This window comes from Mesorhizobium sp. B2-4-15 (genome assembly GCF_006658505.1).
Taxonomy (GTDB): domain Bacteria; phylum Pseudomonadota; class Alphaproteobacteria; order Rhizobiales; family Rhizobiaceae; genus Mesorhizobium.
Window position 1 is genome coordinate 231066 of record NZ_VFUZ01000006.1, and the last position, 16635, is coordinate 247700.

11 protein-coding genes are annotated in these 16635 nt (G+C 60.5%); 8 read left to right on the forward strand and 3 right to left on the reverse strand.

What is annotated here, in order from left to right:
* The first annotated feature begins 296 nt into the window (after positions 1–296).
* Positions 297–1904 (forward strand): ABC transporter substrate-binding protein, encoded by a 1608-nt coding sequence (locus FJ930_RS10145; RefSeq protein ID WP_141837240.1) that lies wholly within the window; start codon positions 297–299, stop codon positions 1902–1904.
* 92 nt (positions 1905–1996) lie between these two features.
* Here the strand turns inward: FJ930_RS10145 and FJ930_RS10150 are convergent, their stop codons facing one another.
* Positions 1997–2716 (reverse strand): SDR family oxidoreductase, encoded by a 720-nt coding sequence (locus FJ930_RS10150; RefSeq protein WP_141837242.1) that lies wholly within the window; start codon positions 2714–2716, stop codon positions 1997–1999.
* 342 nt (positions 2717–3058) lie between these two features.
* Here FJ930_RS10150 and FJ930_RS10155 point away from each other — a divergent pair, with 342 nt between their 5' ends.
* The 7 genes from FJ930_RS10155 to FJ930_RS10185 all read left to right on the forward strand — a co-directional run bounded on the left by FJ930_RS10155 (position 3059) and on the right by FJ930_RS10185 (position 14223).
* Positions 3059–4015: an ABC transporter permease gene (locus FJ930_RS10155; protein ID WP_141837243.1), complete on the forward strand. Its 957-nt coding sequence runs from the start codon at positions 3059–3061 to the stop codon at positions 4013–4015.
* 11 nt (positions 4016–4026) lie between these two features.
* Entirely contained in the window at positions 4027–5094 is a 1068-nt protein-coding gene (locus FJ930_RS10160) for an ABC transporter permease (protein WP_246676859.1), read from the forward strand.
* Positions 5094–6728, forward strand: a complete 1635-nt coding sequence (locus tag FJ930_RS10165; RefSeq protein ID WP_141837245.1) for an ABC transporter ATP-binding protein — start codon at positions 5094–5096, stop codon at positions 6726–6728. The genes FJ930_RS10160 and FJ930_RS10165 overlap by 1 nt, the downstream gene beginning before the upstream one ends.
* Before the next feature lie 249 nt (positions 6729–6977).
* Positions 6978–8153 (forward strand): enolase C-terminal domain-like protein, encoded by a 1176-nt coding sequence (locus FJ930_RS10170; RefSeq protein WP_141837247.1) that lies wholly within the window; start codon positions 6978–6980, stop codon positions 8151–8153.
* A gap of 2 nt (positions 8154–8155) precedes the next feature.
* The gene (locus FJ930_RS10175) at positions 8156–9604 is read left to right on the forward strand and encodes an NAD-dependent succinate-semialdehyde dehydrogenase (RefSeq protein ID WP_141837249.1); all 1449 of its coding nucleotides are present in this window, start codon (positions 8156–8158) and stop codon (positions 9602–9604) included.
* Complete coding sequence (locus FJ930_RS10180) at positions 9540–11897, forward strand: molybdopterin-dependent oxidoreductase (RefSeq protein ID WP_210245350.1); 2358 nt, start codon at positions 9540–9542, stop codon at positions 11895–11897. Before FJ930_RS10175 ends, FJ930_RS10180 begins: the two co-directional genes overlap by 65 nt.
* A 52-nt stretch (positions 11898–11949) precedes the next feature.
* A complete protein-coding gene (locus FJ930_RS10185; RefSeq protein ID WP_141837251.1) occupies positions 11950–14223 on the forward strand; it encodes a molybdopterin-dependent oxidoreductase in 2274 nt (757 codons plus the stop codon).
* Positions 14224–14387: 164 nt separating this feature from the next.
* Here FJ930_RS10185 and FJ930_RS10190 read toward each other — a convergent pair whose 3' ends face one another.
* Together FJ930_RS10190 and FJ930_RS10195 are read right to left on the reverse strand one after the other, a co-directional pair.
* Complete coding sequence (locus FJ930_RS10190) at positions 14388–15521, reverse strand: Gfo/Idh/MocA family oxidoreductase (protein ID WP_141837253.1); 1134 nt, start codon at positions 15519–15521, stop codon at positions 14388–14390.
* A gap of 98 nt (positions 15522–15619) precedes the next feature.
* The gene (locus tag FJ930_RS10195) at positions 15620–16444 is read right to left on the reverse strand and encodes a sugar phosphate isomerase/epimerase family protein (RefSeq protein WP_141837255.1); all 825 of its coding nucleotides are present in this window, start codon (positions 16442–16444) and stop codon (positions 15620–15622) included.
* Positions 16445–16635 lie beyond the last annotated feature (191 nt).

Genomic DNA, 16635 nt, shown 5'->3' on the forward strand with positions numbered 1-16635 from the left:
TTGCCCAAGATCTGCGCGGTCGACTGGAAACCTGCCACAATCTGATTGGGAAAGATCGCGCCGCTTGCTTGCACCGCGATGCGGCGACCTGTCTCGGGTCGGCATATCCTCAATTCGATTGACATATATGAAACACTTGTGCCAGCATTGAAAACGCTGAGCAGCCCGCGTGCGGTTCGGTAAAGAAGAACAATACTGGCAAATACCGCTTCTCGGTGCCCGGCATCTCGCTCGTCAGAAGCGGGCCGAGGCTTCGACGGAGAGCCAGACGGACCGACGAGCAATGGGAGACACCAATGACTGACCGCCAAGACGACGTTTTGATGAAGAAACTGTCGGATGCAGCCCGCACCGGAACGATCTCGCGCCGCTCGTTTTTGTACCACGCGATGGCCGCGGGGCTGACGGCGACGACAGCGACGGGCGTGTGGACGCGTTCTGCTCGTGCTGAGCCGAAGCGGGGAGGCACATTCCGCGTCGCCTCGCATGACGGCAGCACCTCGGACTCCCATGACCCGGGAGCATATCTCAATTTTTCGGTCTATTTGCTGGCCAACGCGCACCGCTCCTACATCACGGCGATCGAATCCGACTCCTCACTAGGGCCGGACATCGCCAAGGAATGGAGCGCTACGCCCGATGCAAAGGAGTGGAGCTTCCAGCTCGACCGGCGCGCTGTTTTCCATAGCGGCAAGAAGGTGGTCGCCGACGACGTAATCGCTTCCCTGAACCATCACCGCGGCGAAAAATCCACTTCGGCGGCAAAATCATTGCTCGCGGGCGTGAAGGACGTCGTCAAGAACGACGACTACTCCATCACCATCAAAATGGAATCGGGCACGGCGGATCTTCCGTGGCTCTTGACGGACGTCCATCTAGCGATCTGCCCTGCCAACAGTGACGGCACCTTGAACTGGCAATCCGGTGACGGTTCTGGCCCCTACAAGCTGGTCACCGGCGAGTTCGGCCGCGGTTTCGAGTTGCAAAGGCACGACGGCTGGCATCTCCAGGGCGCTCATTTCGACGCGGTGCAGATCGTCGTCATCAACGATCCGAATGCCCGCCAGACGGCGCTCATCGCAAACGAAGTCGATGCCGTGACGCAGCTTGAGCTGAAGACCCTAGCCCTGCTGGGGCAGGATCCGAGCATCAAGGTCCTCAATCTCCCATCGGGCACGGCGATCACCATGCCCATGCACACAAACGTCGCGCCGTTCGACAATGTCGATGTCCGCAACGCCATGAAACTGGCGATCAATCGCAAGGACATGATCGAGAAGATCACCTTCGGAGCGGCTTCGCCCGGCAATGATTTCCACCATTCGCCAGAGATGCCATATTTTCCGAAAGGCATCCCCCAGCGTGAATACGATCCGGACCAGGCACGCACATTGCTGAAAAAGGCTGGCCTCGACCGGCTGAAAGTGGACCTCAGCACCGCCGACAGCGTCACCTCCGGGGCAGTAGACCTGGCTGTCCTGTTTGCGGAACATGCCAAGGCCGCGGGCATCGAAGTCAATGTGGTGCGCGAACCCAACGATCGCTACTGGTCGGATGTCTGGTTGAAGAAGCCGTTCTGCATCGCGCAGTGGGGCGCGCGCCCGACGCCCGACCTCATGTACAGCACGGCCTACAAGGACGATGCCGCGTGGAATGAATCGAAATGGAACAACCCACGCTTCAATGAACTCCTGCTGAAGGCGCGAGCAGAGCTCAACGACAGCCTGCGGGCCGAAATGTATCGCGAAATGGCAATGATTTCGCGCGACGACGGCGGAACTATCCTGCCGATGTTCCTGAACCTGGTGTTTGCCTCCAGGTCGAACGTCATGCAGCCCGAAAAGATCGCCACCAACTGGGCGCTCGATGGTGCGCGCGGTACCAGCCGGTGGTGGTTCGAGTAGCCAAGCCACACTCCCATCCTCCCCAACTTCCGGGCGGCAGAACAAGTCTGCCGCCCGTTTCATTGTGCAGGTGAATAACCTGCCGCCCGGCGTCAGATTTGGGGAAAAGCCGTCCGCGACAAGCCGCCATCCACCAGGAGATTCTGGCCGGTCATGTAGCTGTTTGCGCTGCTGGCCAGCCAGGCGACGATCTCGGCGATCTCCTCGGGCCTGCCATACCGGCCCAACGGGATGGTCTCGGCGTCTTTGGCGATACGTTCTTCGGCAAATCCCTTCGCCACGGCGTCCGTCAGGATGTAGCCCGGCGCCACCGCATTGACCAGAATTCCGTGTGGTGCGAGTTCCGGGGCAAGGGATGCCGTCATCCCATCCAATCCGAATTTGGAGGCGCAATAGGCCGCGTCCTGGCGCTGGGCGCGTACGGACCATAGCGATGTGATGTTCACAATACGGCCCCATCCACGCTGTTTCATATACGGGATCACGGCCCGGCAAAGTGAAAAAGGCGCCTTGAGGTTGATCGTCATGAGCGCATCGAAATCCGCATCCGCGAATTCATCGGTGGGTCCGAGGATATTCTTCCCGGCATTGTTGACCAGGATGTCTATCTCCAGCCCTGCTATCGTCTCGGCAAGCCGCGCCACATCTGCGGGCCGGGTAAGATCGGCAGCGAGCCCTGTCGCCCCATCCGGGACATTTTTGCAGGACACTTCCGTCGTGCCAGTGACGATGCATTCACAACCCGACTGCATCAGCCGTTGCGCAATCGCGCGGCCCATGCCCCGTGTGCCGGCGGTGACTAGTGCCTTCATACCATTCTACCTTCTGTCTGCAGGCTCGCGCGGGAGCCCTGGTTTTGAAAAACGGATCGATCTGGAGACGCAGTCCGCGGGCAGGCAGACGGGCGTGAATGCCAGGAAAATAGCATTTGCCATTTAACCATTTTTTGCGCATTGTGAATGATGCGTTGTGATATTAGCAAAATACGAGGACATCGCAACAGATCGACCGCCGATGAAACGAGCCTAGGCAAGGGCGTCATAGAATTTCGAGGCACTCGATCCCGCCCTTGCGCAGTTGCAAGATAATGGGTGTCGCAACTGTGAAACAAACCAGCGAAACATGCGCCGCAGAGCGCACAACGGGAGCGATGGTTGACTGATATAGTTTCGCTGATCATAAAGCGGCTCGGCTTGGGTTTGTTGACGATGTTGGTCGTCTCAATTCTGATATTCTTTGCGGTCGAGCTCTTGCCGGGGGACTCAGCGCAAGCCGCCCTGGGTCAAATGGCGACCGGGGAAACCGTGGCCGCGATGCGAAAGCAGATGGGATTGGATGTTCCGGCTATCGTTCGCTACTTCTATTGGCTGCAAGACTTCGTCCACGGCGACTTCGGCACTTCGATGATCAGCCACACAAGTGTGGCCGGCGCGATCCTGGGCCGGTTCGCCAATTCGTTCTTCCTGGCGGGTTTCGCTGCAATCATCGCCATTCCGCTGGCGGTCTCGCTGGGTGTCGCGGCCGCGCTGTTCCGCGACACGATCTTCGACAAGAGCGTTAACGTCACGTCCCTGACGGCCGTTTCCGCGCCGGAATTCCTGTTGGGATATATATTGGTCGTCATTTTCGCGGTTAAGCTCCGCTGGTTTCCGCCGATCTCCAACATCAGGGATGGCGCGGAGATCGGCGAACGCATCTTCCGCAGCTTTCTGCCGGCCATGACGCTTGTCCTGGTCGCTACAGCACACATGATGAGGATGACTCGCGCCGCTATCATCAACGTTCTTGCCGGCCCCTATATCGAGATGGCCCGCCTGAAAGGGGTGCCGCCGTGGCGGGTGATTGTCCGGCACGCGCTGCCAAATGCGTGGGCGCCGATCATCAATGTGGTGACCCTCAGTCTTGCCTACATGATAACCGGCGTCGTTCTGGTCGAGGTGGTCTTCGATTATCCGGGTATCGGCCAGCTTCTAGTGGACTCTGTGTCCAAGCGGGATTTTCCCATCGTGCAAGCTTGCTGCCTGATTTTCGCGGCGATCTTCATCCTGTTGAACATTGCGGCGGATGTCGGCTCAATCCTGACAAACCCCCGTCTCAAGCGTCCCAAATGAGCCCCCTCGGCGTGAGCGTCCTTTCCATTGGTTTCATTGCCCTGATTTGCGTCGCGTTCGCGGCGACGCTCTATCGTGGAGAAAAAGGGGGATCCGTGATCGCAGCGCTGCTGGCAGCGCTGACCGCGATCACCTGGTTTGTCGCTGGCCGAGATGGCGTCGACACGCTGGCCATCGTCGCGGTGGTGTTCGTGCTGGCGATGGTTGCTTCCTATGCTCTTCGCTGGCTCCTGATCAGATTGGTTCCCTCAACTCTTGCCACGGTGTTTCGTTCGGCGCCCCTGACGGCGATGTTCGGATTCATCGTGATCGGCGTCTGTCTCGCCATGGTCATTTTCGCGCCGTTCATCGCGCCTTTCAGTGAGTCCGAGATCGTGTCGAAAGCCTATGCGCCTCCCGCCGCAACCTACTGGCTGGGCACCGATCAACTCGGGCGGGACATATTCTCCCGCATCGTCTTTGGGGCAAGGAACTCCATCCTGCTGTCCCTGACCGCCACGATCGCGGCCTTCCTGCTGGGCACGCTTGCAGGACTCTTCGCCGCGATCAGAGGCGGCGTCATCGATCAGACCCTAGGGCGCTTGGCGGATGTCCTGATGTCGATACCGGCGCTGATCCTAGCGCTGCTGCTGCTGTCTATCCTGGGCACGAACCTGGTCGTCCTGGTTGGCGTCGTGGCCGCCATCTACGCGCCCAGGATTTTCCGGCTGACCCGCTCGGTCGCAGCCAATGTGGTGGTCACGGACTTTGTTGAAGCCTCGCGCATCAGGGGCGAAGGCGACTGGTATCTGATCCGGAGGGAAATCCTCCCGAACATAGCCGCGCCGCTGATTGCAGAGTTCGGACTGCAGTTCTGCTACGTGTTTCTGCTTATCGCGGGGCTGTCGTTTCTTGGCCTGGGCATCCAGCCGCCAACGGCCGACTGGGGTTCCATGGTGCGCGAGAACGCCGTGCTGATTTCATTCGGCAAGATCACCCCGCTGATACCCGCGATGGCGATCGCCCTGCTGACGGTTGGGGTGAATTTCATCGTCGACTGGATGCTGAAACTCACCGCCGGACTGAAGGAGCGCATGTGATGGCACCCGACGACAAGCGGCTGCTTCAGATCCGGGATCTGCGCATTGAAGCCATGGTGGGTGACACCATCTTGGAAATCGTCAAAGGCGTTGATCTTGATCTGGATCGTGGTGAGGTCATTGGCCTTATTGGAGAGTCCGGTGCGGGAAAGTCCACGATCGGGCTTGCTGCAATGGGATTTGCCCGTTACGGGACACGTATTTCGGGCGGGCGAATCACGTTCGACGGACAGGATTTGCGCACCGCCACCGAGGCGCAATTGCGCGCTCTGCGCGGGGCAAGAATTGCCTATGTGGCGCAATCGGCGGCCGCCAGCTTCAACCCCGCCCACAAAATAATCGACCAGCATGTCGAAGCCCCGGTGCTGCATGGATATCAGTCGCGTTCGGCGGCGCAGGACGACGGGATGAAGCTCTACGCAAAGCTTCGCTTGCCCGAGCCGGATGTCATCGGATTTCGCTATCCGCATCAGCTGTCCGGCGGGCAATTGCAGCGGGCAATGACAGCGATGGCCATGGCCTGCCGTCCCGACCTTATCATCTTCGACGAACCCACGACCGCGCTTGACGTGACCACCCAGGTGGAGGTCCTGTCAGCGATACGCGATATCGTCGAACAGTTCCAAACGGCTGCGATCTACATCACCCATGACCTGGCCGTCGTCGCCCAGATGGCCGACCGCATCAAAGTGCTTTTGAAAGGTGAAGAGGTTGAAGAGGCGCCAACCGCGCATATTCTGGCTCATCCCAAGGAAAGCTACACCCGGAAGCTCCTGGCCGTGCGGAGCTACGAGCGGCCTGAAAAATCGCGCTCGTCCAAGACCGCGCAGCCCGAACTCTCCATACGCGGACTGGACGTCGCTTATCGCAGCGGTCCGAAAGTGCTCCATGACGTCAGCTTCGACCTCCATCGCGGCATGACGGTCGCGGTCGTTGGAGAATCCGGTTCCGGCAAGTCGACCACCGCGCGCACGATCATGGGGCTGTTGCCGGCCACCAGCGGTGAAATTCGGCTGAGAGGCGAGATTCTGCCGTGGTCCTTCCGCGAGCGAAGCAAGGATCAACTGCGCCGGATCCAGATGATCTATCAGTCGGCGGACACCGCACTTAATCCGAGAATGCGCGTCAGCGAAATCATCGGCAGGCCAGCCAAGTTCTATGCGGGTCTTGAGGACCGCGCGCTGCACCGTCGCGTCGAGGAATTGCTGTCGCTGATTGAACTTGACCCGGCAAAATTCTACGACCGCCTCCCATCGGAGCTGTCAGGCGGCCAGAAGCAGCGCGTCGGCATTGCTCGAGCGCTGGCGGCCGACCCCGAAATCGTCATCTGCGACGAAGTGACGAGCGCTCTCGACCAGATTGTCGCCGAGGGCATCCTGCGCCTGCTCGACCGGCTGCAGAACGAGATCGGCCTGACTTACATGTTCATCACCCATGACCTGGCGACAGTCCGAGCTGTCGCAGACGAGGTCGTGGTCATGCAGCGCGGGCGTGTGACCGACAGCGGTGCAAGAAGCAAGGTCTTCGCGCCGCCGCACCACCCCTACACGGCACAATTGCTCGCCTCCGAACCAAAAATGGACCCGAAATGGCTCGATACCTACAAAGGCCGCGGGTCTGAAAGGCCCATGTAGGCGCCTGGACACGCCCTTAAAGGGCGACAAACTTTCGGGAATCCTTTTTTGTCGCCCGCGTTCGAGTGCCGTCGAAACTGACATCAGCTCTCGTTTTCCGTTTGCAATATAGCAAACATGTCGTTATTATAATCAACGATTGGATGCGTCCTAGGTCGGGAACCAGACGAATCTTTTCAGTCGGGAAAAGCAAACGGGAGAAGAACGCCGGCGCTGGCCCTTGGCCGAGCGATCGGCGTTGTGAAAGACATGAAAATCACCGGAATTCGGACTGTCGTCGTCAATGCGAAGATGCGCAATTGGGTATTCGTGCGCGTGGATACTTCCGTTCCGGGGCTCTATGGCTGGGGCGAAGCTACGCTGAACTGGAAGACCCGGGCGGTTACTGGTGCGGTCGAAGATCTCGCACAGCTGATGATCGGCACGGACCCGCGCAACATCGAGCAGGCCGTGCGCCGGATGAACAAGCACAGCTACTATCGTCTGGGCATTATCGGAGCCTCGGCGATCAGCGGCATCGAGCATGCGCTGTGGGACATTTCCGCCAAGGAACTCGGCGTCCCGGTGTGGCGGATGCTGGGCGGCAAGGTTCGCGAGCGCGTCGATCTCTATTCGCACCCGGGCCTCGGCGAGATGAAGGCGCTTTACGACGATACGTTCGACCCGTCGCTGCTCGTTGCGTCTTCCCGGGCAGTGATCGAAAAGGGCTTCCACGCCGTGAAGATCGTGCCGCTTCCCTACACCAATGCGACGACGACGCGCACTGCCTGCCGCAACCTTGAAAAGCTTGGCATCGCTCTGCGCGAGGGGCTTGGCGACGATGTTGCAATCATGGTCGATTTCCACGGCCGAGCCTCGACGGTCAGCGCCACGCTGGAATACATCAAGGCGCTGGAGCCGATGGGGCCAATGTTCGTCGAAGAGCCCGTGCAGCCTGGCGACACCAGGGCCATGCGAGAGATCGTCGAGCGCTCGAATGTGCCGATTGCGACCGGTGAGCGGCTGGTCGGATTGCGGGAGTTTGCCGACCTTCTGGACGCGCGCGCCTGCAACATCGTTCAGCCCGACCTCAACCACTGCGGCGGCTTGCTGGAGGGCAAGAAGGTTGCAGCGCTTGCGGAGCTTGCGCAGGCTGGCGTTGCGCCGCACAATCCCAACGGCCCGCTGGCAGCAATTGCATCACTGCATTACGGCATCTCCACGCCGAATTTCGTGATCCTCGAGGCCATGCCGGGAACCGTGCCCTGGTATGACGACGTCGTCAGCGGAATGCCGCAGATGATTGACGGTCGCTGGGCTGCCCCCGACAAGCCGGGCTTCGGCGTCGAAGTCGACGAAAAGGAAGCCGCGAAGCATCCGTTCCAGCAAGAGGTCCTGCATATCCAGACCGCAGTCCTCGACGACGGAACCCTGGTGGACTGGTAAACATGCAAGACTATCCTGAATTTGGCCCGATCATCGGCGGTCAACGCCTGAATGCTGCCGGGCGGCAGACGATCCCCGTGGAAAACCCGGCGACTTTGGAGGTTCTGAACCATCTCGTCCTGGCGACGACGGACGATCTGGACGCAGCGCTCGCCTGCTCCGCGCGTGGATTTTACGCGTGGCGCCGCACGTCCGCCCTTGAGCGTGGGCGGATACTGCGCGCCTCCGCGCAGCTTCTGCGCGAGCGCTCCGACCTGATTGCGCGAACCATGACCCTCGAGCAGGGCAAGGTCCTGGCGGAGTCCAAGGCAGAAATTGCTGGCGTCGCCGACATCTTTGACTGGTGCGCCGAGGAAGGCCGCCGCACCTATGGCCGTGTCATCCCTGGGCGGGAAGACGGCCAGCATTTCGAAATCCGGCGCGAACCGATCGGACCCGTCGCTGCCTTCAGTGCGTGGAATTTTCCGATGAATTTGCCGGCGAGGAAGATCGCCAACGCCCTAGCCGCTGGCTGTTCAGTCATACTGAAGCCGTCCGAAGAGACCCCTGGCACTGCGTTTCTACTCGTGCAGGCGTGCCTGGACGCGGGCGTTCCCGGGGACGTCTTGTCGCTGGTCTTTGGCGATCCTCCGAAAATTTCCGAGCATCTGATCGCGTCGCCGATCATTCGCAAGGCGTCAATCACCGGCTCGATTGCCGCCGGGCGCGCAGTCGGCATGCTTTGCGGGAAATATATCAAGCGTTGTACACTGGAACTCGGCGGCCATGCCGCCATCGCTGTTTTCTCCGACATCGATGTCCAGACGGTTGTCGCAAAGCTCGCTGCAACGAAATTCCGCAACGGCGGTCAGGTCTGCGTTTCGCCGACCCGGTTCTACGTGCAAGACAGGGTCTACGATCAGTTTGTCGATCGCTTCACCGCATTCGCCAAAAACCTTCGCGTAGGCAACGGCCTAGCCCCTGAAAGCCAGATGGGACCGCTCGCAAACGCCCGGCAGATAGGTTCTATCGAGGCCATCGTGGCAGATGCGGTCCGCAAGGGCGCAACCGTCGCCGCGGGTGGCAAGCGCATCAACAATATCGGACATTTTTATGAGCCGACAGTGTTGGTGGATGTGCCGGATGATGCCGCGATACTCGGCGATGAACCTTTTGGCCCGGTTGCTCCGATCCTGCGGTTTTCCGAAGCCGAAGAGTTTGTGGCAAAGGCCAATTCGCTCGAATACGGACTCGCCTCGTCAGTGTTCTCCAACGATCTGACGGTCACCCGGTATGTCAGCGACCGGCTTGAAGTCGGCATGGTTGGCGTCAACGAGGCCGCCTATGGCCTCGCCGAAACCCCGGTGTGCGGCGTGAAGGCCAGCGGCCATGGCCACGAAGGCGGAATTGAAGGCATCGCCGACCACATGGTCACGAAGTTCATCAACGAACGCGTCCAATACTCGGCTTAGAAACTCCCTGGGGGACGGTATGAGGTACACCGCAGCGCACTGGGGCGTTTATCGGATCGGCGATGACGGTGGCCTTACGCCTGTTGAAACGGACGCGGCACCGTCGCGTATCGGCCGGGGCTGGCAAAGCGCGGTCAATCACGAGGGCACCCGGATTGCTGCGCCGGTTGTTCGCAAAGGCTGGCTTGAAGGGGATAAGGGCGCCGGAAGATCCGACGACAGTTTTGTCGAGGTCAGCTGGGACCAGGCGATTTTGATCGCCGGCCGGGAACTCGACCGTGTGCGGACCGAATTCGGGAATGGATCGATCTTTGGCGGTTCCTACGGGTGGGCCAGCGCCGGGCGCTTCCATCATGCCATGGGACATATGCGTCGGTTCTTGAACCTTATCGGCGGCTCGGTCTCGAAAGTGAACACCTATTCCTCGGGCGCGGCCGAAGTGATCTTGCCGCGCATCACCGGATTTACCAACCACCACCTGATCCATGAAATGACGAGCTGGCAACTCGTCGCCGAAAACTGCACGCTGCTGGTCGCCTTCGGTGGCATCTCGGCCCATACGGCGCAAGTCGACCCCGGCGGTTCGTGCCGCCACGAGATTTCCGATTGGCTGGCTCAGATGGCCACGGGCAAGACCCGACTGGTTTCTGTCGCCCCTCGACAAGGCGACCTGCCCGGCGCGGAATGGATCTCCATCCGGCCGGGCACCGACACTGCGATGATGCTCGCCCTGTCGCATGAGTTGCTGGCTGGCGATCTGCAGGACGAGGTCTTCCTGGCTCGTTACACCAGCGGTTGGCTACAATACCGGGATTACCTCCTCGGGGAGACCGACGGCCAGGTCAAAGACGCCGACTGGGCCGCTCCCATCTGCGATATCCGGGCCGATGTGATCCGCTCTCTGGCGCATCGCATGGCCAGGGAACGCACGATGATCAGCGTGGCGTGGGGGCTGCAGCGGGCCGACCATGGCGAGCAACCGGTCTGGGCCGGGCTGGCTCTCGCTGCGATGCTCGGCCAGATGGCGGATCCCGGTACTGGCTTCGCCTTTGGTTACGGGTCGACGGCGCCAATCGGCAGGCCCATCAGGGATATATCGTGGCCCGCAGTGTCACAGGGCAAGAACCCTGTTGCCGACTTCATTCCGGTGGCGCGCATCACCGACATGCTGCTCAATCCCGGAGAGACCTATACCTATGACGGTGAAACAAGGACTTACCCGGATATCCGCCTGATCGTCTGGACCGGTGGCAATCCGTTTCACCACCATCAGGATCTGAATCGGCTGGACCGCGCATGGAGGCGCCCGGAAACGATCATCGTGGCGGAGCACAGCTGGACTGCCACCGCGCGGCGCGCCGATATCGTCCTACCCGCGACGACGCCGTTGGAACGCGACGATTTCATGCTGAACCGGGCCGACGAAACCATGTTCTTCATGACGCAGTACCAAAAGCCTTATGGCCAGGCATTAGACGATTTCGAAATATTCCAGCGCCTGGCGCGTCACTTCGATTTGGAAGAAGCCTTTACACTCGGCCGCGACACCGATGGCTGGCTGCGCGCCATGTGGCAGGATGTGTCCGCAATGGCGACCGACAATGGTTTTCATCTGCCGGAATTCGATCAGTTCCGCAAAAAGGGTCAATGCAGCCTGCCGGCGTCAATTCCACCCAAGATGTTTCTCGGCGCCTTTATGGCCGATCCGGAGGCCAATCCCCTGGCGACTGAATCCGGCAAGATCACAATTTTCAACCAGACAATCGCCGACATGAAACTCGATGACTGCCCGGGTCATCCGAGCTGGCAAAAGCCGATCGAAAGCCTTATCGAAGCCGGCGAAGGAACGTTGCACCTGATCTCCGGACAGCCCGCGACGCGGTTGCACAGCCAGAACGACATGGGCGCCGAAGCACAGGCTTCGAAGATCAAGGGACGAGAGCCCTGCGACATGCATCCTCAGACGGCGGCGGCGCATGGCATCGAGGAAGGTGACCTGGTTCGCATCTACAATGAGCGTGGCGCCTGTCTTGCCGGCGTCAGGCTTGATCCCGGGCTGCGTTCCGATTGCATTTCGCTGGCGACGGGAGCGTGGTTCGATCCACAGATCGTCGACGGACAGCTGCTGGACGTGCATGGAAACCCAAACACGCTGACGCTCGACAAGGGGTGCTCGGGACTGAGCCAGGGAACGGCGGCGCATACGACGCTGGTGCGCATGGAGCGATGGTCCGGTCCGGTTCCCGACCTGACCGTCAATCGGCCGCCCCGCATTAGCCCTTTGATAAACTGAAGCGTGAACTTATGAGCACGCTCAACCGCCTGGAAAATTCGCGGGAGACGACATGAGGTATACTGCGGCCCACTGGGGCGCTTATCAGATCGGCGATGACGGGCTCATTGCCCCCATCAACGGTGACGTGGCGCCATCGCGTATCGGCCGGGGCTGGCAAAGCGCTGCCAGCCACAAGGGCACCAGGATTGCGTCGCCTGTTGTTCGCAAGGGGTGGCTGGACGGGGACAGGGGTGCCGGAAGGTCTGACGACAGCTTCGTTGAGGTCAGTTGGGACAAGGCGATTTCGCTCGTCGGCCAGGAACTCGACCGCGTGCGAACCAGGTACGGAAACGGGTCGATCTTCGGCGGATCCTACGGGTGGTCGAGCGCCGGGCGCTTTCATCACGCCCAGGGGCAAATGCGGCGATTCCTTAACCTCATCGGCGGCTCGGTTTCAAAGAAGGACGCCTATTCCTTCGCTGCTGCCGAAGTGCTCCTGCCTCGCCTGACCGGATTTTCCAATCACATCCTTAGCGAGCAGATGACGAGCTGGTCGCACGTCACCGAGAATTGCACGCTCCTCGTCGCATTCGGTGGCATCTCCGTCCACACGGCGCAGGTGGATTCCGGCGGCACGTCCCGGCATGAAGTGGATGACTGGTTGTCTGACATGGCCAACGGCAAGACCAAACTTGTCTCTGTCGCCCCGCGACAAGGCGACCTGCCCGGCGCGGAGTGGATCTCCATCCGACCAGGTACCGATACGGCAATGATGCTGGCCCTGTCGCATGAACTGCTGGCCAATGATCTGCAGCACGAGGCGTTCCTGGCGCGCTACACCAGCGGCTGGCCGCAGTACCGATCCTATCTTCTGGGAGAGGCCGACGGCCAGGCAAAGCATGCCGACTGGGCCGCGCCGATCTGCGATATCCCGGCGGATGTCATCCGCGCCCTGGCAAAGCGGATGGCTGCGGAGCGCACGATGATAAGCGTGTCCTGGGCTCTCCAGCGCGCCGACCATGGAGAGCAGCCCCTCTGGGCAGGACTGGCGCTCGCTGCGATGCTGGGCCAGATGGCGCGTCCCGGCCTGGGCTTTGGTTTCGGCTACGGGTCGACAACGCCGATCGGCAGGCCTATGCGCGACATCCCTTGGCCAGCCCTGCCACAAGGCAAAAACCCGGTAACGGATTTCATTCCGGTCGCGCGCATTACCGACATGCTGCTCCACCCCGGAGAGACCTATACCTACGACGGTGAAACCAGAACGTACCCGGATATCCGCCTGATATTCTGGACGGGAGGCAATCCGTTCCATCACCATCAGGATCTGAACAGGCTGGATCGCGCATGGAGGCGACCGGACACGATCATCGTGAATGAGCACAGCTGGACCGCCACAGCCCGACGCGCCGATATCGTTCTGCCCGCGACGACGCCTCTTGAACGCCACGATATAATGCTGAACAGGCGTGACAAGACCATCCTCTACATGTCGCCGGCACACCGTCCTTATGGTCAGGCAATGGATGATTTCCAGATATTCGGGCGGCTGGCGCGTCACTTCGATGTCGAGGAAGCCTTTACGCTCGGCCGCGACACGATTGGCTGGTTGCGGGCGATGTGGCAGGACTCACGCGCAGTAGCCAGGGACCGCGGCTATGAGCTGCCGGAATTCGATGAATTCCGCGAGAAGGGTCGCTTCGACCTCCCCGGCTCGATTGCGCCGATGATGTTTCTGGGCAAGTTCATGGCCGATCCCGTCGCCAATCCGCTGGCGACGGAGTCAGGTAAGATCACGCTTTTCAATCAGACGATCGCCGACATGAAGCTGGAGGACTGCCCAGGCCATCCGGTCTGGAGAAAGCCGATCGAAAGCCTGATCGATGCCGCCGAGGGCGAATACCACCTGATCTCAGGTCAGCCGCAGACAAGGTTGCACAGCCAGAATGACATGGGCTCCGAAGCGCAGGCCTCCAAGATCAAGGGCCGCGAGCCCTGCGACATGCATCCGCTGACGGCGGCGGCGCATGGCATTGCCGAAGGGGACGTGGTTCGCATCTACAACCAGCGTGGCGCGTGCCTTGCCGGCGTAAGGCTCGATCCGCGCCTGCGCCCAGATTGCATCTGCCTGGCGACAGGGGCGTGGTTCGATCTGCAAATCGTCGACGGCCAGCCCTTGGATGTGCATGGCAACCCGAACACCCTGACGCTGGACAAGGGTTGCTCTGGCCTGAGCCAGGGAACGGCGTCGCATACGACACTGGTGCGCATCGAGCGCTGGTCTGCTCCGGTTCCGGAACTCACGGTCAATCGGTCGCCACGGATCGCGCCCCTGGCTCGCTGACACTGCGGCCTGAAATGCGAAAGAGCCCATTCGAGCTTTCAAGCTCGAACGGGCTCTTTCAGTTTAAACAGCTTAAGTCTCCGGCTTCCGGGAGATACTGCGGGCGCCGACGCCCGATCAACTGCGGCAATGACGCGAGATGATCGGGTACGATGCTCCGACGCTCAGTCGTAGTGGGGGATGACCCAAGGCGTTCCCGCCGGCTGCGGGACGTCCACCCAGCGGCGTTCATTCATACCGGTATAGGCCGCGTGCATGACCTCCAGATTGTGGATACCGTCATCCAGCGTGCAGAGTGCGATGCCCGGCTCTTCCCCGTGGAGCACGCGTGAAAAAGCCCTCATCTGGTTGAGGTACGGATTGCGGTGCGGCGGATAGAGGTGATGCCAACCGTCCGGCTTCTGAGTCGAATGTATGCCCTTTGTGCGAGGGCGCAGATAGTCGCGCATCTCCTCCGGCAGATCCGGAGCCTCAATGCTCGAGAATACCGTCAAGGGCCCCGTGGTCGCGCCACCAACTGTCGATTGGGACAGGTGAAGGGAGCCCTTCGTGCCGTAAAGTTCGGTCGTGAAATGGAGGAGCGGCGAGAAGCGATCGGATGTGAACGTTCCGGAAGCGCCGTTCGACATCTCGGCGACCAGGTTTACATTGTCGTCCACCGCCTTCGGCATGAAGACGTGACGCAGGCTCGACGCCACCGAATTGTACTGGCCGCCGATGAGATAGCGCACCAGGTCAACCGAGTGGATCGTGATGTCCATCATCGACGCGCCGCCGGAAATCTCGAGGTTCCAGCGATAGTCGTCGATCGAAACGACATCCCAGCTGTGCGAGAACACGTTGCGGAACGTGAAGACATCGCCCAGCACGCCAGCCTGTACGATCTTCCGCGCCAAAATGGAGGCATCCCAGCACCGTTCATTGTGACCGACCCTGACGACAGTCCCGGCCTTGGCGCACGCATCCTTGATCTTCAGCGCGCTTTCCATATTGTGCGCCACCGGCTTTTCCAGCAGCATGTGCTTTCCGGCCTGGGCGGCTGCCACGGCCACGTCCTGATGAAAACGGTTCGGCACCGCGACGATGACCACATCGATAGAAGGATCGGCCAACACCGCGTCGGGATTGCTCGATGTCTGGGCGACACCGTATTTCGCCGCCGCCGCCTCGGCCTTTTCGGCCACGACATCGCAAATAACGGCCATTCTCAGCCCGTCCGTTTTCTGGACCGCCTCGATGTGCCGGCCTCCGATCAGGCCCGACCCGATCAGTGCGACATTCATTTCTGCTTTTTTCATATAGTCCTACTCCCGAAGGTCTTGCCGCCTGCGAATCTTCGCTACGGATTGTGAAAGCGAACCGGGCGATCCCCCGGGGATTTGTCTAAGCGTCCGGATCAAATCCCCAGATCGCGCAGGAACTTGCGCGAGCTGTCGAGGACTTCCATCGGGCTCAGCTTCCAGCCGAAATAGTTGGCTTCGTATTCGATCGTCATGGCGCCATCATATCCGATTTTCGATAGTGCGGAGATCAACGCCGGAAAATCGACCTCGCCCTCTCCCAATGGCGGAAAGGAGAAGTTGGGAAACCGCCCCTTGGCGTCCTTGATGTGCACATGCCGGATGCTGTCCGCCAATCTCTCGACAGCCTTGGCCGGATCCTCGCCGATTGCAACGAAGTGGCTGGGGTCGAAATTGACATAGAGTTTTTGCGGGGCCAGTTCCTCGATCAACTGCTCGTAGCGCGCGGTCTGCGGATACATATGCGGCGCGCATGATTCCAGCCCGACCGAGATGCCCCGGGCTTCGGCTTGCCTGAGGATTTCCCGCCAAGTCTCGATAAAGATATCGAACATCTCGTCTTCGGACTTGCCGGGGTAGGGCTTGGACGAGCAGAGGTGGACATAGTCGACGTCCATCACCTTGACGCGATCGAGCATCCGCGTGACGTAGTCGAGGCCCCGCAAGCGCTCCGCGTCGTCCTTGGCGAAGAAATAGAAGTTCGAGCTGACCGCGGGGATTCCGAGGCCCGCCTCGCGGACGGTGCCTGCCAGCCTGCGACATTCGTCAACCGGCGTTTCGGCCGTCATGTGCGGCGCGAATTTCGAGGGAATACCATCGCAATTGATGGCGAGGTCGGTGTACCCGGCCTTGACGACCTCGGCGGCCGCCTCGGCAAGAGGCAGTTCGGACAGCATCGTACTGTAGTAACTTGCACGCATCTTCTTCTACCTCATTTGCGTAGGCGGGCGCTCGAAGGCGCTCGGAAGTTTGTGGAACATCAATCCCGAGTATGCTGGATACGCGTCCACACCAAGACAAGATTTCGGTCGCCTTCACCCAGCTGCGCTACCCGAACGCGGCTCGGAAGCCCGGGGCCCAACATGCTGCAGGACGCCGGCTTTCGACCAAG

Excerpts from the sequence above, each read along its gene's own strand:
- FJ930_RS10145 (WP_141837240.1), top strand. The coding sequence starts at position 297 with ATGACTGACCGCCAAGACGACGTTTTGATGAAGAAACTGTCGGATGCA.
- FJ930_RS10150 (WP_141837242.1), bottom strand. The coding sequence starts at position 2,716 with ATGAAGGCACTAGTCACCGCCGGCACACGGGGCATGGGCCGCGCGATT.
- FJ930_RS10185 (WP_141837251.1), top strand. The coding sequence starts at position 11,950 with ATGAGGTATACTGCGGCCCACTGGGGCGCTTATCAGATCGGCGATGAC.
- FJ930_RS10170 (WP_141837247.1), top strand. The coding sequence starts at position 6,978 with ATGAAAATCACCGGAATTCGGACTGTCGTCGTCAATGCGAAGATGCGC.
- FJ930_RS10195 (WP_141837255.1), bottom strand. The coding sequence starts at position 16,444 with ATGCGTGCAAGTTACTACAGTACGATGCTGTCCGAACTGCCTCTTGCC.
- FJ930_RS10190 (WP_141837253.1), bottom strand. The coding sequence starts at position 15,521 with ATGAAAAAAGCAGAAATGAATGTCGCACTGATCGGGTCGGGCCTGATC.
- FJ930_RS10175 (WP_141837249.1), top strand. The coding sequence starts at position 8,156 with ATGCAAGACTATCCTGAATTTGGCCCGATCATCGGCGGTCAACGCCTG.
- FJ930_RS10165 (WP_141837245.1), top strand. The coding sequence starts at position 5,094 with ATGGCACCCGACGACAAGCGGCTGCTTCAGATCCGGGATCTGCGCATT.